Raw genomic sequence first — 21,907 nt, 5'->3', positions numbered from 1 at the left:
ATTTAAAATTAATAAACAATATTTCCTTTATAAATTAGAGATCTTACAGGCGAAATTCTTGAGACTGCTTCTGCCGAACAAGAAGCATCAATTAATACAATATTAGCATCATCTCCTATTTTAGGCCATTGCTGCATACCTTTGTCATCTAAAGGAATTGGACCAGCAGTCGCTAATTTTAACATTCGAGATAAACCAAACTCAGAACTTTGTCCATATAATTGTGCCGCTAAATTTGCCTTTTGCAAAACACTTCCCGTTCCGAATGTATTCCAATAATCAACAATACTGTCGTTACCTGTCATCACCGTTACCCCATGTTTCAAAAGAGTCGGAATTGGCATAATTAATCCACCAAAAGGAATAGTAGAAACAATTCCCACTTGTGCTTCGGCCAATTTTTCTGCAATAGCTTCCTGATTGGTTTTATCCAAAGTTCCCAAAGCAAAAGCATGACTTACAAAAGTTTTGCCTTTTAAAGCAGGATTTTCGTTTACTTTTTTAATTAAATAATCGATAGTGTCTTGACCCGATTTTCCGGATTCGTGCAAGTGAATATCAATCCCTTTTTTATTATCTAATGCCAGCTGAACAGTTGTATCCATTGTTTTTTCGATTGCTCCGTCGACATTAGTAGGATCTAGACCTCCAATAAAATCGATATCCATTTTTGCAGCCTCTTTCATGTACGGCAATGAATCGGTATAATATAAACCATGCTGTGGAAATGCAACCAGTTCAGCTCCAAAACTATCTTTTTTGTTTGCTAAAGCGATTTCTAGATTTTTTAGAGATTGCAATTTAGAAGTAGGCTCAATATTTACATGGCTTCTTGCAAATGCAGATCCATTAGACTGCAATAGTTCGATTAGTTTTTCAGCTTTGTAAGTTGAATTTTTAAGCAATTCGGGCATTATTTTCTGCTCCAACTCGATCATTCCTTTAATTCCGCCTGTACGACGTACTGCACGCCACTTTTCAGCATAAAGCGTTTTATCCAAATGAATATGCATATCGCGGAATGACGGCAACATTAATAAGCCCTTAGCATCTATTGCTTGAGATTGCGGCTGATTTGGTTTAATCGCTTTTATCTTATCGTTGGCAATTTCTATGGTAAAAAGTTCTGTTTTGGTATTGATTACGTTTTCTCCTTCATATTCAAATCCTGTTTCTAAACGAACATTTTTTAAAGCATAACTAGTCACTTTTGTCAACCTATTTTGATTATTGGTTTCATTATCAGCAGCGTGTAAAACTCCAGGTAAAAGAGACAGTCCCGCAAAGCCCCATGCAGAGTTTTTAAGGAAATCCTTGCGTGACATTTTATTCTTGTCCATAATTTTCTTGATTTAATATAACTTCAAAGTTAATAATATAAAATTTGCAGTAAGAAACAAAAAAACAATGATGCTTAAAGTAATTCATGCAAAATCTTTCTTGATTTAGGAAGTGATGCTAACTATTTATTTGCTATTTTAGTTTTATCAATGCCACTTCAAAAAAACTTTCAAAAATTATCTCAAAGAGAACCTAATGAATCTGGATTTCTATCAGCCTAAAAATGAAATTTTAAAAAAATATATTGAAGGATATTACTTTATTTCAAAAGATAAAAATTCAGGATCTGTACAATATCTAACTTTCCCAAACAATTTCTGCATCTTAACTACCAATGAAGATATAGATGTTGAGATACAAAATAACGAAGTCATCATACAGTCATCTCCTGTAAAAAACATAATGACATGCGTAGTTTCGCGATATAAAAAACCCATCAAAATTCATTATAAAGAACTTATAAATGAAGTTACGATTTATTTCAAGCCATTAGGAATAAGTCAGTTTTTATCTGATTCGAAAAGCATTTTTTCTGAAAGCACTCTTTTAGATTTTACTTTTATGCCTGACTATAATGAAAAAATGATTGAAATTTTTAGCTTATCTAGAGACAAACAAGTTCTAGAGCTTGAAGATTACCTACTTTCCAAATTACAAGTCAAAGATTTTTCTTTAATTGAAAAAATACTTACTGCTATTGAAACTGACGAAAAAATTGAAGAAATTGCCCTTAAATATCAAATGAGCAGACAGTATTTGAATAAAATATTTACAAAACACATTGGCAAATCGCCTTCAGAGTATCGCAAAATACACCGCTTTAGAAACTCAATTCTCAAACAAAAAGAAAGCAAAAATTTTTCTGAATTATCGCAGTATGATTTTTATGATCAATCTCATTTTATTAGAAACTTTAAAGAACTAACAAACAGGAATCCACAAATATTTTTTAAGCATATAAATACAAAAAAAGAAAATATTTGGCTGTTTATCTAAACAGTTTCCATTTGTACAATTTTACTCTTTTGGGTTAATCTACTTTTACTAAGTCCGAAATTATGTAAAACTAAAAAATCCCAAAAAATGAACTGGCAAAAAATTCATCTTTACTTACACACCTTTTGTCGATATTTTCTAGCTACAATTATAATCTTATATGCTTACGGTAAAATATTAAAAACCCAGTTTGTATCTCAACCAAGTGTTTACGATATGCCCATTGGTTCTCTGGATGGTTTTCGTCTTACTTGGTATTATTATGGTTACTGCAATTGGTACCCAATTGTTATTGCCGTTACACAGATAATAAGCTCACTCCTGCTCTTTTTTAGAAAAACGACAAGAATAGGGATTATTCTTTTCTTAACCTTTATGATCAATATTCTTCTAACAGATTTCGCTTATGATATTAATGCAAAAGAAATTGCAATAACATTAACTCTAATGGCTTTGTTTGTACTATTTTCTGATTATAAAGTTTTTCTAAAATACTTTTTGGAAGAACCTCCTTTGTTTCAAAACAGTGACAGACCCAAATGGCTGAATAAGATTAGTGTAATAAAATTCGTTTATATTCCTGCTGTATTTATTGGTTTCTTTATCATGTTCAGTATTATGAAAACCAAATACATGTCACAAGACGATTTTTACGGAACTTGGGAAAATCTTCAAACTAAAGAAAGGTTACATTTTGAAATCATGAATAATTTTCAAATAAACAAAACCGACCGATTAAAAAACACTGTAAATGGTGAATATTCGTTTACAAAAGATTCTTTAACTTTAAAAACAAACGATAAACAGAATAAAACAAAAGACTATCTAAAAGGAAAATACACCTTGAACAAAGTCAATTTAATCATTACAACCAAAACTGATAATCTGAAATTTATAAGGATTAGATAAAAACAAATTTAAAAAGCCAGAACTTATTTTCTGGCTTTTTAAATTTTCAGGTTTAGAGAACACATTTTTTTACATGGCAATAAAATTTCGATGAAGATGAAACAGATCTGAATCGGAATATAGAAAAGTAAAAATTGTTTAACAGTTTCTAAAACGCTTTTAATACTTATTTTTTTCAATATAAACTATTGGTTCAGCATCAAAAACAAACCCATCTATTGGCTCTCTTTCTTCCCAAAGCTTTTCTATTTCATTTTCCTCAGCTTCATATACAGGATCATAAGCATGTTTAGGAAAATCGTTAAAATGCTTCATTGCTTCCTCTAATGGTCGCAAAGTGTATTTTCCGTTAGAAGCACTTTCTACAAAAAACTTAAAACCCTTGTATGTGCAAAAAGTGTTTACGCGGTAAGCGCTTTCAATATCATTAAAAGAAACTTCTTTAAATACCCTAGATTTTAGTTCATTATCTATTCTAAAACCTTTACTTAATAATTCTTCACGATAGTCTGTTTGTACAATATAAAAACTATTTTCTTTCTCCCAAAACCTACACTCAATCCCCATATGTTTTGCAAAAAAATCTCTTCTTATTCTCATAATCGCTCTTTTTTATTTTGCTATTATTAATTCAACAAAAATGACTTGAATTACAAGTTGGCTTCAAGATTTTCATCCTCAAAATCTAAGCGTAAAAACTCATTCATAAGTGCAGACGGAAAGGCATAATTTGTTTTTAATTCCCATTCTTCTTCTATAATCTTCAATTCTTCAAAAAATCTTTCCATTAGAAATTCTTTATTCCCTTTTACAGTTACGAGAATCCATGTAGAATTATTATATCCTTTATTTTTAGGTATGATGAATCTTTTAATTCCACCATTATTTTGTTTGTTTACGTAAACTTCAAACATTTTTTTCTTCAAGTTTTAATACAGCATTCTGAGCTATGAAAATTAATGAAAAAACAGCTAAATATAGAGAACGCTAATCGCATTAAATCCAAAAATCCGTTTGAGAATTTTCAAACGGATTTTTTTCGATTATCTATCAGTTCTTTCTAGAAATTATCTAAAGTTATTGTTGTTTCTAAACTTATAAGTAAATTCATTTGCTTGCTTGTTTCCTGGCAAATTGTATTTCATTACGATTTCGTAATTTCCATATCGCATAAACTGGAAAATATTCTGCTTAAAACGTTGGGCAAGACTTGTATCGCCATTAACATACGAGTTAACAATTTGATTGTTTAAGTCAACCCAATCCTCCTTGTAAAGCAATGGCATATTGTACTTGAATGGAAAATTACCTTTTGTCCATGAATGATTAACGTCATTTTCAATACTAGTCATGTAATAAGCATCAAGCGTTATTGCTTTGGCAGGAACAACCCCTAACTCACTAGTATCTCTATTCTTAATATAAAAAGTTCCATTTAAAGGATAATCTTTGTACAAATAAGGATAAATATCTGTTGCGTAATATTGATCGTTTAATTTAGATTCAGCTGTTACTACAGGCTTATTGTCACTATAGGTTACTCCACTAAGTTCAACTATATCAAAAGCTTCCTGACTTGAAATGGTATTAGTCAAATAAATCACATCTGAATATAATACTCCAAAATTGTAGCTTTGAGTATTGATTGCGTTCATCTTAGACGCAAAAGTCTTGTACTTACTAGTGTTGAATGAATAGGTCAAACGGTCAATGCTTCCTTCGGCTTTAGACAAGGCATCGGCTTGATTTTCCCTTATTTGTATATCGTTGCCGTCATCACTTATTGTATTGCTTTTTTCAGCCGTCGTTCCTCTGTTAGATGAATTCTGCTTCAAATTACTTACGATAGAAAAATTGTATTTCTTTTCTTGATCTATATTCGGCAAATTATAATACACTTCGTTTGAACTTGTCTCATAATTAAACGCTACAGGTTTTGAATTTGAAGTTCCATCTTGATCTACCTTAATACTAGTCTCCCAATTTGAGTCTTCAAACAAATAATCCTGGCCTCGTTTAAGCTGAATATATCCTTTTGGGTATTCTTCTTCAAGGAAATATTTCTGATCTACAATTGGATATGAATATTTGATATTGGTAAGTGGGATATGGTTTGGAGCCCCTCCAGTTGTAAATATCCTTTCTTCAAATTCTGTAGCCACTTTTCCGTCTACTTTTATAGGCTGGAAAGAACCGTTTACCATTTTCTGGAAACTAACCTCAACTTGAACTTTTAATTCTTTATGCGGAGGAAGAATATCACTTGAAACAAAATTAACTCGGTCTTTCATTGTACTCCATTCAAAAGTACCAGGAATTTCTTTTGTTCCATCAAACACTTTAAATTTTTCTAAAATTACTTTGTAAGTAACATCTCCAGCATCTTCAGGAATAACAAAAGCTTCATTCACTTTCATAGAAAATGCCGCTTGCGGTATCGCAAAAACATCTACATCTGTTGAGCTTTGTTTTGGAGTTACATCTGTTATCAGTTTGATGCCTCCTAGAGGCAATCCGTTTTCAAATTGGCATTCTTCTCCAATTTCAAATTTAAAGCGGAATTTTCCTTTTATCAATCCTCCCAATATATTCATATTTCCTGCCATATATCCTCGCATCCAAACTGGGTTTGGTAATTTTGCCTGCAATAAAACGGCAGCTCCTCCTGAAATAATTGGAACTTTTAATTTTAAGAATGATAATTTAACTCTTATTCCTAGTTCTCCCTGCAAATAAGCATAAGATTGTCCGTTGGCATACCAGCCATTTATTCCTACGGTCTTTCCAGTGTTTGAACATCTTGCTTCTTGATAATCTTTAAGCATAATATCGAATCCCATTCCTGCCTGAAAACGGGCATAAAAAAGTAAGAAACTTAAATCTCCTGTATCAAAATCTAAACTTGTTCCAAAGGCTAAACCGCCTCCATTTGCCAGTGCATTCTCGTCACGCATGTAATCAAGTTCTTTATAATCGACACCTAAAATACTAGCAACCTGTGGCGGTGGCGGTGGACTTCCCGGAAGTTTTGTTCCTGCCATAAAATAACTGGTGGTTTTTAAGAACATTCCAGCTACACCAATTTTTACCCCACATCTGTCATCTGGCGTTCCCATGTACATGTACCAATCTTGTGGATCTTTATGGAAAACTCCCCAACCTGCTCTTCCTCCTTCTCCGATTCCAGAAAGAAAATTACCTGGCGTATTGATATATACATCCATTGTACCATGCATCGATTTATTCTGAAAATCAAATTCGATAGCAGATGCCATTTTTATTCCTACTGCATCTGTTAAAGGTTCTGGTATAGCTTCTTTTGCTTTCGGGAGAAAGTTACTTACAAAAGACCCTATCAGTTCACCTGTACTCATGTTCAATAGGCTTTTCTTTGCCGTTAAATTTGATTTTACTTTTTGTACTAAAGAAACCATATCTCCCAATCCTTCAATTTCAGCCATTACTTTTGCTTTGCCGAAAATCGCTAATCGGTTTACTCCACCTTTTGAATTAAAAGCTATTTCAAATCCTGCTTCACCATTACAAACTTTCTCCGATCCGACAAAAAAGTAAATTAAGGCTTTAACACCCAAATTTATTTTTTCATCTGGTCGATAACTTAGACCTGAAGGAGAAAATTCGCTAACGGCTATATCTTCATTTCGACGCATTTTATAATAAGCACCGCCGGCAAAACCATTGATCATAAATGGCGAAGGGGTAGTATGAATTTTTACCGATGCATCAAAATACCAATATCTAAAACTAGTGCGCCCGAAAATAGCTTTTGCTTTTACATTCACTACTTCTGCAACATCAACCTCCAGATCTGCATTGAATCCGTTTCCATATACAGGATCTTTTTCCATCAGGATAAGACTTCCTTTAATGTAGAGTCCGCTAAACTTACATTCTATACTAATCGCCGAAACATCTAGCCCGTTATATCTGCTTCGCTGCCTATAGCCATCATCATACATTTTTCCTAAGATGCCTATTCGCGCTGTAGCACCAGCTCCGCTAGTTTCATCCATCAAATTAATTCCCAGATCAAAATCGATCCTCGAATCATCTCCATTAATGGCTACATTTATATTACCAATCGAAACAGGAAAATTACCAAAGGTAACCATGCCTTTATACCCCATATTTCGAACAGAAATAATAGGTGAAACTGTCTGCAATTGTAAGTTTTCAAAAGAAATTCCTTTAAAATCAACTGTCTTTTTTCCTTCTACATTGCTGTCATCTGTGGCTTCTTTATTGGTTCCAAAAGAAACTGATCCGTTTAAATTTGCTTTAGGTAAAAATTTTCCATTTACTAATTTTAATTCAATAGAACTATTTGGCAACAGTAATGCTCTTGCTTTCCAGATATCAAAAGCAATTGAGTCTTTTGTAACTACAACCAACTGCTGTTCCTGCATGGAAATAAAACCAGTATAAGCCAATCCTGCTCTATTGGTTTGTGGAGCTTTTGCAGGTGTTTCTGCTGTAGCTGGTGCTCCAGTAGTTGGTGTTGTGGTTGCTGGTGTTGTGGCTGCTGCTTTTTCTTTCTTCTCTTGTACAACTTTACTAATTGGCAAAAGAATCTGACCGCTCAAATTTGCTTTTACAAAAGTGTTCGCTGCAATGGTTACATCTATGTGATCTAAAGAATAAGCCCAAGATTTTTCTTGACTCGTGATACCTCTATCCAGAGGGAAAACATTATCTGCATAGAAAGTTCCTGAAACTCCATATTTATCGATAATAAGATTTTGGGCGCCTACATGAATTCTTTCTTTCTTTGAAGCGGTATCGGTAGTTTGAAATTCTTTTGGAAGACCTACATCAAATGTCTGTATAAATACACCTTTCCATGCTTCCGCACTGGGCACTAAAAGTGCGTTTTTTGAATAATATTCTGGAAAAACTACGGTAGGATTATTTCTTAAATCACTTAAATCTAAAACCGCATTACTAACTAAAAACTGAAAATTCCCTTCAAAATCTTTTCCGTTACGTTTGTCTTTCAAAACAAAAGGCTGGATGCTTACATTGACCAGAATATCATTCCAACTGCTTGCCATGAAGTTAAACTCACCTCTAACTCTATTAGGAATCTGAGCTGTTTTACCGTTGTAATACGTTTTTGGAACTGTTGTTTTTTTCTCGTCGACAGTTTTGCTTATTGGGTCAATTGGCAATATCAAGTCTCTTGAAAATTCTACAGCTCCCGAAATTTTCATTTCTTTAAAACCATCACAGTCAATTGTTACATAAGTCAAATCATCATTGACATTTCCGGTTGCCATATCAAAACCGCCATATAGCGATACCTGCCATTTATTTTCGCTAAAAGGAATATCAACATTGCCTAATAACACTAACTTAGCTTCTCCTATAATACCTCCTTGATGCGATAATTTTACATTATTGGCACCAAAAAACAATTGCATCGGCTGTCCATTCTTATCTTTTTGCGGAATATCTACTCTACAAAAAACAGTCAAAGTAGTATACTCAGGCGTAAAAGTGGCTTTTGTTATTCCGATAGAATATTGCACATTACTTACTGTTTTACGAATTCCGATTGGCAATTCGACCAAATCCTCATTCGAGAATTTATCTACCCAACGTTCAGAGGCTTCAATTTTTTGGATTGAACTCGAAGCGGCGCTTAGTTCTTTGGGAGGTGCAATATCCTGCCCATAAGAAAAAACAACCGAAAGCATGATCAGTAAGGCTGCAAAATGTAATTTGTAATTCTTTTTCATAAGCAAATCATTCTGTTTTTTTGAAAAATAAAGCATACTAACTTCTTTTATATTTTATTCGCTTTTTTGACTCTTAATTATTCTTTAAAAACTTAAAATCAACCTCATCATCTTTTACATTTTTAAGTGCTAAGTCATGATAGAATGGAATTAATTTTATTTTCAATTCTTCAATAACTTCTTTTTCTGTCTTTTTCTCTTTCATCATCTTGAAGAAATGCCCTAGTTCTTCTTTATTAAAAACAGAAAGATTTTCATTTTTAGAAATCTGATCAACAGGTGTATCTGAAAGAACTGCAATCTCATTATACATCCATCGATGCACTAATAAAGGCTGTAATTTTTTGTTTTTTCGCTCTACTAGTTTTAGATAAGAATTGTAACTCACCTTATCTGTTGCATCTTTCTCACTTACGCCGTGCATTTTATGTTTATTTACTCTTCCTAGAGCCATAACATAATCATTCTCATATCCTTCATCTTTTCGGATCATTTCTTCTTTTAAACTTTTGGTTGTCTCAAGAATATAATTGTCGTATTTATTTAAAATATCATTATTGGCATCATACGCTTTAAGATAGGTTAAAGCTTTTTCTTTGAAGCTATCGTCATCAGGAGTCAAAGTTGTAAGTGTCAGCAAATGCTGAAGCTCATCAACATCTTCAGTAGGCATTGGGCGAAGTGCCAGCTGCATATCTTGAAGCTGTTTTATAATTTCGTCCCTTGTTCCTTCGTAAGTCTTGTCCTTATGATTTATTTTTAGAATAGGATTTAGGACCTCTTCTTTTTCTTTTTTAGGCTCTTTTTTAGCCGGCAATTTAATCTTGTCAAGCGAACAAGAGTAATTTAGGGTTGCTGTTAAATCGTTAAACTTCTGAGTGTTTGTACTGCTTCTAAACATTGAAATAATATTCAAACTGAAATTATGTCTTTCTAACATTACATAACTATTATTGAACTTAACTCCAAAAACAGAACTTGAATTCATATTTCCTTGCGAATTATTGTATAAGACACCAAGATTAGTATTCAGTTTGTCTTTAAACAATTTCTTAGATGCTCCAACCGAAGCTCCCATAGCAGAATTGTTGTTTCGGCTCACTTCATTTTTGGTATAATTAAGCGAACTGTTTAAAGCAACTTTTGTGGCCAGAAAACTAACTGTATGCGCTAAGTTATAATTCTGAACTGTGCTTGCCTGTCCTTTGCGTATTATCCCGCCTTGCTCATTGGCCTGACCTGCAATGCTGTAATTGAAATTTAAGTTTTGGTTTCTCTTTTTTCCAAAAGCATAGGACATATTTACATTGGCATTTTGAGATAATTGCCTGTAATCTAACGTATCTGCCTGCACGACATTTGGATTGTTTATAAGCTCAAACTGATCTAATTTTTTGTTTGTGTAGGTTGAAAAATTAGAATAACTACCGGTAATATTCAGTTGATCAGTTACTCTATAATTCATGTTAATCGAACCAACCACACGTTTTGTATCTTGCTTTTTTACTTTATCCAAATCATCTTTTTGAAATCCTAAACTAGTTGAAACCGTAATTTTATCTTGATAAAAAGGCCTCGCAAAACGCAATGCAATATTTTCTAAGTCATTATTAAAATACAATGCTCCAAGAGTATTATAATTTGGATCTATGCGCTCATATGTTAACCCGACAGTACTTTTTTGAATATTATAATCAAAATTAACATTCAAGGCATTCATATAACTTGTGCTTTCTTTACTAGAGAATATTTTATCTCTAAAACCTCCACCAGAAATTCTTTCACTTCTTGTATCATCTGTTAGCACAGACAAAGCATACTCCACATTAAGATTCAAGTTTTTGACTAAAGAAGTGCTAAAAATCAAACTGTTTACAAAGTTTTCTTTTGGTGTAACTCCATTGTCATTTACCATGTTTAGTGAGTTCGCATCGTCTTTGGCATAAAAACCAATCCAGCCCAATTTATATTGCGCTTTCTCGAAACCTACTTTAGCTCCATAACCAAAACGCTGATATACAGGAACTCCTCCCATAGCATTTTCTTCAGAAACAGCTTTTAGCAGCTGTCCTCCCATTAAGGCAATTTTAAACGGACCTTGAGGAGTAAGTTCCAATCCGACTCCTTTAAAAGGATAACCGCTTAATGTATACGGTGAGAATGTCATATTTACATTTCCTATATAAGCTTTTACCCATTTATACTTGGGCATAATGCTTAATCTATTAAAATCAAATGGCGCGGTGTAGCCTAAATTATTTCCTTGATTGGTGAAACTATAAAATAACGGAACACTAAAATTAAAAGCGCTAATATTTAAACTACCCGAAAACAGATACGTAAAAGGCTCACGTGAGTTTTGCATATCTGAAGTGTAGTACATCATATTGGCATTAATGTTACCGGTTACTTTAAAGTTTGGCTTATAAAAATTCTCTAAATCTACATCTTGTGCATATCCTTTCCTGCAAAAACAGCAGGCAAAAACAATACATAACCAAAACAAGATTTTATTCTTTTTTATCTTCATTTAGTGGTTATTGTTTTTGAACTTTGATATCGCATAAAATATAAGAGCTTGTTCCGTTCTTTACCATTTCTTTAATTTTAATGGCCCCTTTTCTACCGTCTTGTGTTTTAAACAAAATGATTCTCGGGTAGGTAAAACCAAACTCTTGTGCACCTCCTGCGGTATAATTTATATTTAGCGATTTTATTGGTGTGTCATTTATCATCGCATCAAACTGAGCTTCTGTAAAATTCAAACCACAATTGCATAAATTTTGAGAGTTTACAAAAATGGTGCTTTGTGCATTCTTTAATGCCAAAAATCCATAATTGTTTGCTTGATCTGGAGAAATAAATCTGTTATAGGTAAAATTGCTGTTTAGCCCTTGAAATACAATATCTATTAAACTGCTGTTCTGGTCGTTAATTTCGTTTGCTTTGTAAACTTCACGCGTAGTTGTCGAGAACATGGCTCCAATATTATTGCCATTGTGTGCTGAGTTGATCCCTAATTTAATATTAGTAAATGTTCTCAAATTTGTATCTGGCAGAACTGTGATTGTCGACTTAAAAATCTGGCTTGTTTTGTCATTAATAGCTTCCAAGGTAACTTCATGAGTGCCCGCGTTAGTAAAAACAACTGTTGGATTTTCTTCTGTAGAAATGGCTGGATTTCCGCCTTCAAAACTCCATTTATAACTTGTCGCGCTAATAGATTTATTAGTAAAATTAATAGTTACAGAAGCTTCGTAATCGTCGTCTTCAAACTTTGGCTCATAGGTAAACAAACTGACCAAATATGGTGCAACCGTAATGGTTCTAGTCTGTTTATCAGATTCAAAACCATTTGAAACTGTCAAAGTTATAGTATGTTCGCCTGGAGTCGTAAATACAACATTGGGCGGAGTTTTTCCTGTAAAAGAAGCTGGTGCGCCGTCCTGAAATTCCCATTTAAAAGTCAGTCCTTCTCCAACGGTATTATTCTTTAAAATTACCTCAACAGGAGAATAATTGCTCTTTATGATTTCATGTTCAAACTCAATATTAATTCCGTCTTTAATTACTACAGTTTGTGTAAATTCTCTACTCTCGCCATCTACATTTTTTGCTGTTAGCTTAATGGTATAACTTCCCTGCTTACTGTATAAAATCTCGCCAGGATTTTTAGAATTAGAAACAGAAGGATTTCCTCCCTCAAATGTCCATTCATACGTATCTGCACCCGTTATTTTATTATCAATTTTAATAATAACGGGTATTGATTCATCCTGATCAACATATGAAGTCGTAAAATCACCTTCTATGGCTATAGCAGTTTCCTGATAACAAGAAGTAACAACAATAAGTAAGAATAAGAGTAAAGTTTTTTTCATTCAGGGCATTTTAAAACACTGCAGTTATTAAAGACTGCAGTGTTTTTATTGTATATTTTGAATTTCTGTCAGTTAAAAAATTATAAGTAACGCTTGATGATTTTATCTGTAGAGATAGCCCAAACAACATTGTCTTTAAAAACAATTGTTTTTATCGATTGATTGTGTGTGTAATCGAGAGTCCATGTTTTAGCCCCATCTACTGTTTTATAAATCTTGTTTTCTAAAACAGCCCAACCAGTATTGGCATCTTTAAACGTGAATTTTGTAAATTTCTCTCCACTGTAAATTTTTTCCCAAGTATCGCCACCGTTTATGGTTTTATAGATTGCTGCATTACTAATTAAAACAAAACCATTTGCCTTATCTGCAAAAGCTATTTCTACAGCTGAAGAATTTGGTTCGTTTTGTAAGTAGTGTTCTTTCCAACCGTCCGTTTCATTATTTTTAAACAAAACATACGGATATTTTATTGTTGCTACTGTTTTTTGTCCACCTATCCAAATATGATCATTATCAATTTCGATAGATTTATTAGCAGATCCACGGTCATAGCCTTGTTCATCTAAATGTGCATCATAAGCTTTTGTAAAGTCTACTCCATTAGAGGTTACATATACATCTCCAAATTGAGTAACCATTGTTCCCTTTGTCATACTATCATCAACATATAAACAGTACGGAGTCTGAATATCCTTTGCTCCACCAAAATTTCCAAAGGTGTCAATTCCTAAATAGCCTCCTTTTGCAATTTTTGAAATTCCAAAACCTGTGTGCGACCATCCTTCATCATTTTTAGTTGCATAGAATCCCGCACCAAAACCATTAACTGCCCATTGATTCCAGGTAACTCCACCATCTAATGTTCTATAAACACGAGCCCCAGTTCTATCAGAATTCAAATAAATTACTTTATCGTTAACAACCAGAATGCGTGGTATTCCTCCATCCTCTTTTAATGTATTTTCCTGCGTTACCCAATTTGTCAGCGAACGAGCTGGTAAAATAGCAATACTTGCACCATAACCATTTGTAATCCCATTATAAACCTCTTTATCTTGAATTGTTAAAATAATTTTTGGTAATATTTTTTCGGTTTGTGGCAAAACAAATTTAATTTCAGTAGCTGTTGATGAAACAATTGTTGCTGAAACCCCATCAAAAGTTATTTTGATCTCGCTAACTTTATCCGGAAAATTTTCTCCATTGATTGTAATTGTTTCACCAACTTCACCAGAGTTTTTAGAATACGAAATCATTTTTGGTGTTTTTACCACCACAACTGGCGGTTCTGGTGTTGCCTCATCTCCAGAATCTGAACTACAACCACCCAACACCATAAAAAGCTGGAGCATCGCTACTAATAAAACTCTTTTCTTCATTTTTACCATTTTATATATTAATTCTTAATTTTATTTTCCATTAGACTGAGTTCCTAAAGTATAGCCATTTCCAACTAATACCCTAACAATATTCATCGCTGTAACATCTTTACTCATTTTATAACCCATAGGGTTTCCACTATTATCAAAATTTGCTTTCAATACTTTTTTGTCAAAAGTGATTACCTGTTCGTTCAGAAGTTTATCATACCCTGAAAACATTCCTCCTCTGGCAAACCATGTTCCTATTAAATTATTATTAAGGTCGGTAACTTCATACTTTAAATCTCCATTTGAAGAAGGCGAAGTCATTTTTACATACCCAATTCTTTTGTCATCTGTATTTTGATTTTGTGCTTTGATGCTATAAATAGTCCCTGAATCGTCAATTGCTAATTGGTACGTATCTGCAATTTTATTAGCATTATCCACTTCACCTTGAACTCCCAAACGCTTCGCGGCTATACCTGCTGATTCTCCGTTGATAAAACTTTCAATTGCTTCTTTATTTAAACCTTCTGTGCCTACCATACCTCTGTCTAATAATTCATAGATAATACTACGATCATAATTGAAAGCACTGAATTTTCTGCTTTTGTTTTTAAATTCTAATTCGTTAGTTTTTCCTGTCGCTAGATCTTTAAGTTCAATCCATGGCAATACCAAAGACTCTTCGTTTGGTGCTTTCTTTAGTTCGGCTGTAATTGAATAATTTTTATCTAAGCTAAAAATGGTAAAAAGCGGTTTTTTTCCCTCTACAAAACCTATCGTTTTTTCGTCTAGTTTTAATTCTCCTTTATCAATTTTTAATTTTTGTGCAAAACTGCATGTTCCAATTAATATTACTAATAGGGTTAAAAGATTTTTTTTCATGTGTAAATTTTTAGTTTTTGTTTTTTTTTAAATGTTTTTCGCTTCCTAGCAAGGATAATTCATCGTGTATTATCTATACTATTTTTATCTTTAAGCATTATTCAATACTGAATATAATTTGCCTTTTATTATCATTAATCTATTTCATCAGCATTTTCTCTCTGATATATTCTCTAAATGTTTTTCCAGTATAATAAAGCTCGTTTGAATCATGCCAAAATTCAATAACTTCATCTTTATCACTTAATATATCAAATCCTGCAAAATCGCCTGAATAATTATCTCCAAACAGCTTAATATTATCTGGTAAATCATAAATGTCTTCTAATCCTAAATCGTTAAAATCAAATAAGTCATCCATTACTTTTAACTGGGATTCCATTAGATTACTAGCACCAACTTCTAATAAATAATCAAAAAAATCCTCAGGCAACTTTGGATAATTTTCCTTTAAACTATTAATTTCAAAAACAGTCCTTTTAATCTTATTATTAACTAATTTATATTGATTTTCATTTTTCTTTAGAAAATCTAATTCTTTTTCAAAACTCATAGTAAAATCTCCTATTTGATATTTGAACAATTTCCTGTTATACGAAATCTCCCGACTTTATATTTTTTTTTCCAATCTCTTACAAAACTGTATTTATTCTATTCCAATGAACTTTTTTACATTTTAATTATCACTTTGCGTCTAATAACAGTATGCTCAAGCTAACAGGAGAATAATTAAAATGTATTAATTCTAAAAAAACATACCACTTCCTAATCAAAAATTATTTTTGTCTTTATTTCGCTGATACTATTGTCTGTAATATAATTAATTATAAAATCTTTCTCTTCTTCTGTTATTTCCTGATAATTTGGCGTCTCCCATGCCTTCAAAGCAATTATATCAGCACAAAATGTTGGTGGGTCAAAAATAAGCTCTCCCGTAACTCGAACTGATTTGTTGTTATAAGTTACAATCATTTCTCCACGAGAAATGATTTCATATTTTATTTTAATATCCTTAGACAAAATAATATTTTCATTACTTTCAATACCTTTTATGTCTACCTTTTCAATATTCTCATTTACCCTATTTTGCCAATAAGAAATGTCAAATAATAATTGATAATTATAAGGTAAAGATTCTTTTAATTTTAAAGCTGAACTAATTACTTCGTTGCAAAAATTATTTTCATCTTCTAAAGACATTTTAAGCGGTTCTGGAGGATATTCATCATTATATGTAGATTGATAAATTGAATCCAAATTCTTAATTTGTTCTTTTAAATCAATATTTATAGGTAAATCATCCGTAGAAATGTTCCTAAATATTGGATCGTTATTAGTTTCCTTAATCCATATCGGAAAACAGAAAAACTCAAATTTATACTTTACTTCAAACATTTTTTTCTTATTTATTATAATGAACTTGGATTAGCACCTACTACAAATCCATTACCCCGCTATGAGAAGTCTCCCGACTTCGTACTCTTTTCCAATCTCTTACAAAACTGTAGCTATTTTATTTCAATGAACGTATACAATCTGCATATATCACTTTGTACTTATGAGCAAGATACTCTCTTTAAGACAGGGGATTTTCATCAAGCCAATCTCTAAATTCCTTCGTATTATTCACTATCAACAACTTACATTTCATTTTATCAATTAAATTATTTTCTCGCATAAACATATATATGTTCAAGAGAAATATAATTTTATTGTCAAAACCTGTAGTACATAACTTATATGAACTTTCTTCAAAATCAAAATTGATAAAAATCTCTTCTTCGCTAAATCTTCCAATGTAATTTGGGATATCTAACGGTAAGTTTGATCTTTCATCTAATAATTCGATAATTCTTTTCTTAATATCTTTTAAATTAAACTCTATATTAAAAAATTGATTGTTATTAATATCACTTACATCTAAGTGAATTAATTCGATTAAAAGAGTAAATCTATCCGAATTAACTTTCGCTATTTCAATAATTTTATTTCTCTCCGATAAAATATAAACTTTTCTCATTCAGATCTGTTAAAATAAATAATTACCTCATCTGCCTCATTTTTGAATATCTCAGGAACACCATCAAAACCATTTGCTTTCAATATTTTTCCTGTTGGTGTTTCAAACGCTGCTTCAGCAGGAGTTTTTCCAGCTGCAATTTTTTCTCTAAATACAGTAAGATTAACGGATTCTCCTTTTGAATAAATATCTAATTTCTTCCACCATCCTTTAACTTTTAGTGGATAATAATCAGAAATTGCTCTTTTAAATATTTCTGTTCCAATACCTTGTTTTTGTAATATTTCAGGAATATTCAAATGGAATTCTAATACAGACGATTTATCTAACATAGCGACTCCGGCTCTTTCACGATAAATTTGATATGTTACCCTAACATCATAATATGTCGCCTCTCTATCATTAAAAATCCCATCAAATTCATCAATCTCTGTCCACAACTTACTTTCAGTCGTGGCAGCAACTTCCCCGACTTCATCTGCTTTACTAATAACTTCTGCTTTTTCTGCCTTCTCCGCTTCCTTAAGTAAGGTTTCCATTTCATTTTCAAAACGACCTGCAGCAGATGGATTCAAAGATTTAAAATTAACAAAACCATCAGAGGTTTTATATGTACGCCATGAATTTTTAAATGTATTAATTGAAAATTTAAATGTGGCAAAAGATAATTTTAAAGCCATATACCCAATAAAAGCTTTATTGAAAACTTCCCAGCCATTTAAAAAAGTTTTTCCATACTCTGTTGCCTCTATTTGTGATCGATAACTATCAACTGTAAGGGCTGTTGCTGAGAATGCAATGTCAAATGTTGCCCAAGCGGATGTAGCACCTCCTGCAACTAGTGTACCAGATCCAGCAGTCCCAATAATTACAGCAACATTTACTGCATCTGCCGCTTCTTTATTAAATTTTTCGTTAACCAAAAAGGGCACCATAAAAGCTGGTGCATATAGAATGTCTCCTTTTTTTGCAGACAAATTAGGTTCATCACTTACCAATTTAAAGCTTAGAATACTAAACGGTTTTATATTAGTATATTTTGCATTCCCCGAACTCAAAAGTAAATTTGACCATTCCGTTTCAAAACTTACTTCTCCTTTATCATTAAATATTGCTTCATCATTTAAAAAATGAATACTATTTAAATCAAATTCTACAAGTCGTTCCAGAAAGCCCTTATTTAACCAAACAACGGATTTTATTAGAGGTAAATCGGAATAAGAAATTTTTACTGTTCCATTTTTACTTTTATTATCATATAATTTTTTGATTTCCTCAATCTCATTTTTAACAACTAACGGATCTGAACCCTCGTAATAAATTTTTGTTAGTAATCTATATATTTCTCTATAATTACCTAATTGAAATCCATTTTGGATATTTTTTAAAATACCAGTTTGATCTTTAGCAAAAAGATTAAGCAAACTTTTAGATTGTTCTGCTGGAGCAGTTTGCAAAACTCTAATAATTAAATTTTCTTCATTATTTGTAACAGGTCCATGCAAAACACATTTCAACAAATCAAATCTATTATCCGCTGATAAATATTTTTTAGCATTTTCATCTGAAAAATTTATACTTGATAAAGAACCGCTACAAATCTTGATGTTGGCAATCAATCCTTTAATATCATCTCCTTCAGTATTAGCATTACATGGAACATCCAAAGCTCTACTAATATTATCATCAATAAATTTGTTTAATTTTTCGGTATTTAATTTGTCTTTAATTTCTCCGTAAGTTACATGTAACTCTTTTGATGGGCATGGACGTTCGATATCAAAAAACAAAGTCACTTTATCCTCTTTTCCAATATTTTCGATATATTTCAAAGTACCAGAATATCTAGCCTTACCATCTTTTTCATAATAGTAATTTTCCTTCCAGCAATAGACTATTCCTTTTTCACTGAATCCATACAATAGTCCTTTTTTATTGCTATCAAAATTACATGCCTCATAAATCAAACTATTTGGTGTTGGTAAACTAACAATTCGATAATCTGGGGTTATCACATAATTTGCAAACTCCCCACTACTCTGACTCTGAAACGCATACAATTTAAGGGCAGGATCATTAATCTGTTTCCAATCCAGATGGTTTAAAACAGTTCCTGATCCATAATCCATCAATAAATCAGTACCTGATTCTGAGGTTTTATAAGTTTCAAAAGGATGTTCCAATCTAAAGATTCCGTGGCCTAGCTCGTGAGCAGGTGTTTTATCGTCAGCTGAATTAAACACATAACCAAACTGTCCATTCAAACGCATATACCCCTGCTGCTTTTTGCTTGAAGCTTTATCGGTAACAAACAACACATAACTAAAAGCTGAACCTTGATACAAAGCATTTATCCTTTGCTGTTCTGAACTATAGGTTGATGTTAGTGTATTTTTTTCAGTTTGGATTTCATCTACATCATCAGGAACTACGCTGTCGATTTTTAGTACATTTTCTTTAGTAAAATTAATTTTTACTCCAACTTTATCATAAATTGACTGGGTACTTGAGATAATTGCATCAGCTTTAACTTTTGAAATATCATAAGTAGGCACTAAGGCAACATTAACATTTTTTGGTGAAATATGCACCAGCATAAAAGCGCCAATAACCTTCCATTTATCACCTTGTTTTATTGTGGCTAAGACCTGCTCTTCAGCATAACTTTGATTTCCTTTTACAGTTAGCACAAAAACTTTATCTTTTCTTTTAAAGTCAATTTTTGCTCCATTCTGCGTTTTAAAAACAATGCTATCCAGATTTATTTTGGCATCTGTAAGAGTTACTGTAGCCAACATTGTATCAGAATCACCGTTTAAAACTGCTTTATATGGCAAGGCAACGTTATCAACCTGTTTGTATAACTTTTTCAAAGTTGCAGATGCCCCTTCCGATATTACGTCAAAAGCGTATTTAGTCTTAGAGCCATTATTTGGGTCTTCATTGTTTGAAAAAATGATACTAACTCCTTTGGCAGTAAATGCTGTAGCCTGACCGTTTTTATCTACACCATCGGTATTTTCTGGCGTTGGTTTTCCTCCTTGAGCACTTGTAACACCTTCATTACTGCCATTTCCTTGACTATCTACGTTATAAACTTTTGGAGGTACAATGACCTTTCCGTTTTCATCTTTAACACCGCTATCTGTAATTACAGTATCTTTTCCTCCTGGAATAGTTACCTGCTCACCATCTACACCATTTACAAGGATATCACCATTTGGGTTAATTACAATATCCTTAATTACAAACGGAACAGTTTCTTCAATCTGTCCTCCCTCTCCTTCACCAGTAAAATCTTCTGTATCTGTAATATTCTTCCAATCCGGATTATAACTCGTCTCCACAATACCACTTATCAATTGATAATCGGTATTGATTACAATGCTATTAAACTCAACTGCAATTTTAGTATCTCCCAAATAAGGCACAACAATATATCCTCGTCCAGAATACGGACTGTTTTCGCCTTGCAGTTCTAAAATAGTTACAGGAAAATCGCCCGCCTTAAACGTTTCGCTCTGAATTAAATTGGTAAGCGGTTTTTGATTCTGAATATTTATCTGAGGCACAATACCGCAATTGTAAGCAGGAACACCACTGGTTTCCGTAGGTGTAGTAAAAGTACTTGTATTGGAGTAGGTAAACGATTGTATCCCATCTTCTGCTGGATCACAGCTTGATCCAACTCTAAATTCATAGGTAACTCCTGGCTCTAGATTGGTTATTAAACTTTGTTTGTTTAAACTATTTGAAGAGAACCATTGTGCATTACGAACACCTTGTTTTTTGTACTGTACTTGATAGCGGGTATGTTCTGGTATTCCTTCCCAAGTAATTTTTACACTTTTGGAGGTTTGGCTTTCGCTTAACAAAAATGTTGGCGCAGCACAAGAGGCAGTGTATTTAAAGGAATATATCTCGCTATATCCGTCATTTTTAAAAATGGAATTTTCTGAAAGCCCGGTTGTTGAAATCGCTCTAACTCTCCAAGCATAGCGTAGTCCTGGAGTAAGAATAGGCATGCTTAAATTATATAAAAGAGCTGTACCAAATAAGGTTTCTTCATATAAAGTTGGCGACATTTGAAACCCAATCTGTGGATCTAATGTTGGATCCAAAAGCTGTTTCAGTTCAAATTTATACGATACGTTTGTCGCATTAATCTGGCGTGGCGTCCAAGTAAAAAGAATATTAGGAAACTCCGTTGCCGCGATTTGTTCGTTTTTCTGAGGCGTATTTAATATTGGCGGATCATTTAATATCAGATATAAATTGGCACAGCTTTTCTGCGATATTTTCTGATTGGTTACAAAATCGTATAGCTCAAAACAGAAATTGTACATTCCCTCCGGCAAAGGATTGGCATATTGCGCCGGAGTAATTCCCTGAAGATTTTCTAATCTAAAAAGCGATGCAATATCAACATTGGTTAACGTTTGAAGTTCTCCACCATTAATATATATTGGTCTTTGTTCCTGAGCATAATCAGAGGTTTGAATATTTAATCCGTTACCTTGTATGTACAGTTTTAAGCGTACTCTTCTCTGCGATATCGAAATATCGGTGGGATTAATCAATAATTGCATCTTAGTATCCATGCTTGTAGCATAATCGGATATTTTGACACTATATGGACTATTGAATACTGGTGTTAATTGAACTGGATATAATTGTGCATATCCAACTGCATTAAAAAACAGAAATAGAACAAAGAAATATATGTTATGGAAAAGGTTCTTCATT

General features: G+C 32.6%; 14 protein-coding genes. 2 read left to right on the top strand and 12 right to left on the bottom strand.

Annotated elements, in window-relative coordinates; all coding sequences use genetic code 11:
• Nucleotides 1–8: 8 nt before the first annotated feature.
• Nucleotides 9–1,340, bottom strand: coding sequence for an amidohydrolase (locus tag RB618_RS13725; protein ID WP_308069248.1), 1,332 nt, complete (start codon nucleotides 1,338–1,340; stop codon nucleotides 9–11).
• A gap of 196 nt (nucleotides 1,341–1,536) precedes the next feature.
• On the opposite strand from RB618_RS13725, the gene RB618_RS13720 reads away from it, so the two are divergent.
• Together RB618_RS13720 and RB618_RS13715 are read left to right on the top strand one after the other, a co-directional pair.
• Nucleotides 1,537–2,337: a helix-turn-helix domain-containing protein gene (locus RB618_RS13720; RefSeq protein WP_308069247.1), complete on the top strand. Its 801-nt coding sequence runs from the start codon at nucleotides 1,537–1,539 to the stop codon at nucleotides 2,335–2,337.
• Between the two features lie 87 nt (nucleotides 2,338–2,424).
• Complete coding sequence (locus RB618_RS13715; protein WP_308069246.1) at nucleotides 2,425–3,246, top strand: hypothetical protein; 822 nt, start codon at nucleotides 2,425–2,427, stop codon at nucleotides 3,244–3,246.
• 159 nt (nucleotides 3,247–3,405) lie between these two features.
• Here the strand turns inward: RB618_RS13715 and RB618_RS13710 are convergent, their stop codons facing one another.
• The 11 genes from RB618_RS13710 to RB618_RS13660 form a co-directional block, all read right to left on the bottom strand.
• Complete coding sequence (locus RB618_RS13710) at nucleotides 3,406–3,846, bottom strand: guanylate kinase (protein ID WP_308069245.1); 441 nt, start codon at nucleotides 3,844–3,846, stop codon at nucleotides 3,406–3,408.
• A 50-nt stretch (nucleotides 3,847–3,896) separates the two neighbouring features.
• Nucleotides 3,897–4,160: a hypothetical protein gene (locus RB618_RS13705; RefSeq protein ID WP_308069244.1), complete on the bottom strand. Its 264-nt coding sequence runs from the start codon at nucleotides 4,158–4,160 to the stop codon at nucleotides 3,897–3,899.
• 153 nt (nucleotides 4,161–4,313) lie between these two features.
• On the bottom strand, nucleotides 4,314–9,005 hold the full coding sequence (locus RB618_RS13700) for a hypothetical protein (protein ID WP_308069243.1): 4,692 nt from the start codon (nucleotides 9,003–9,005) through the stop codon (nucleotides 4,314–4,316).
• Nucleotides 9,006–9,078: 73 nt separating this feature from the next.
• Nucleotides 9,079–11,535, bottom strand: coding sequence for a hypothetical protein (locus tag RB618_RS13695; protein WP_308069242.1), 2,457 nt, complete (start codon nucleotides 11,533–11,535; stop codon nucleotides 9,079–9,081).
• A gap of 7 nt (nucleotides 11,536–11,542) precedes the next feature.
• Nucleotides 11,543–12,886 (bottom strand): PKD domain-containing protein, encoded by a 1,344-nt coding sequence (locus RB618_RS13690; RefSeq protein WP_308069241.1) that lies wholly within the window; start codon nucleotides 12,884–12,886, stop codon nucleotides 11,543–11,545.
• Nucleotides 12,887–12,966: 80 nt separating this feature from the next.
• Nucleotides 12,967–14,268 carry an IPT/TIG domain-containing protein gene (locus tag RB618_RS13685; protein ID WP_308069240.1) on the bottom strand — a complete coding sequence of 434 codons (1,302 nt, stop codon included), beginning with the start codon at nucleotides 14,266–14,268 and terminating at the stop codon, nucleotides 12,967–12,969.
• 30 nt (nucleotides 14,269–14,298) lie between these two features.
• Nucleotides 14,299–15,141: a hypothetical protein gene (locus tag RB618_RS13680; protein WP_308069239.1), complete on the bottom strand. Its 843-nt coding sequence runs from the start codon at nucleotides 15,139–15,141 to the stop codon at nucleotides 14,299–14,301.
• 139 nt (nucleotides 15,142–15,280) lie between these two features.
• On the bottom strand, nucleotides 15,281–15,694 hold the full coding sequence (locus RB618_RS13675; RefSeq protein ID WP_308069238.1) for an SMI1/KNR4 family protein: 414 nt from the start codon (nucleotides 15,692–15,694) through the stop codon (nucleotides 15,281–15,283).
• A 212-nt stretch (nucleotides 15,695–15,906) separates the two neighbouring features.
• The gene (locus RB618_RS13670; protein WP_308069237.1) at nucleotides 15,907–16,536 is read right to left on the bottom strand and encodes a hypothetical protein; all 630 of its coding nucleotides are present in this window, start codon (nucleotides 16,534–16,536) and stop codon (nucleotides 15,907–15,909) included.
• 181 nt (nucleotides 16,537–16,717) lie between these two features.
• Nucleotides 16,718–17,161, bottom strand: a complete 444-nt coding sequence (locus RB618_RS13665) for a hypothetical protein (RefSeq protein WP_308069236.1) — start codon at nucleotides 17,159–17,161, stop codon at nucleotides 16,718–16,720.
• Nucleotides 17,158–21,906 (bottom strand): fibronectin type III domain-containing protein, encoded by a 4,749-nt coding sequence (locus tag RB618_RS13660; RefSeq protein ID WP_308069235.1) that lies wholly within the window; start codon nucleotides 21,904–21,906, stop codon nucleotides 17,158–17,160. Before RB618_RS13660 ends, RB618_RS13665 begins: the two co-directional genes overlap by 4 nt.
• Between the last annotated feature and the right edge of the window lies 1 nt (nucleotide 21,907).

This window comes from Flavobacterium sp. LHD-85 (assembly GCF_030929595.1).
Lineage (GTDB): Bacteria > Bacteroidota > Bacteroidia > Flavobacteriales > Flavobacteriaceae > Flavobacterium.
This window is presented reverse-complemented; position numbering and strand designations above follow the sequence as displayed.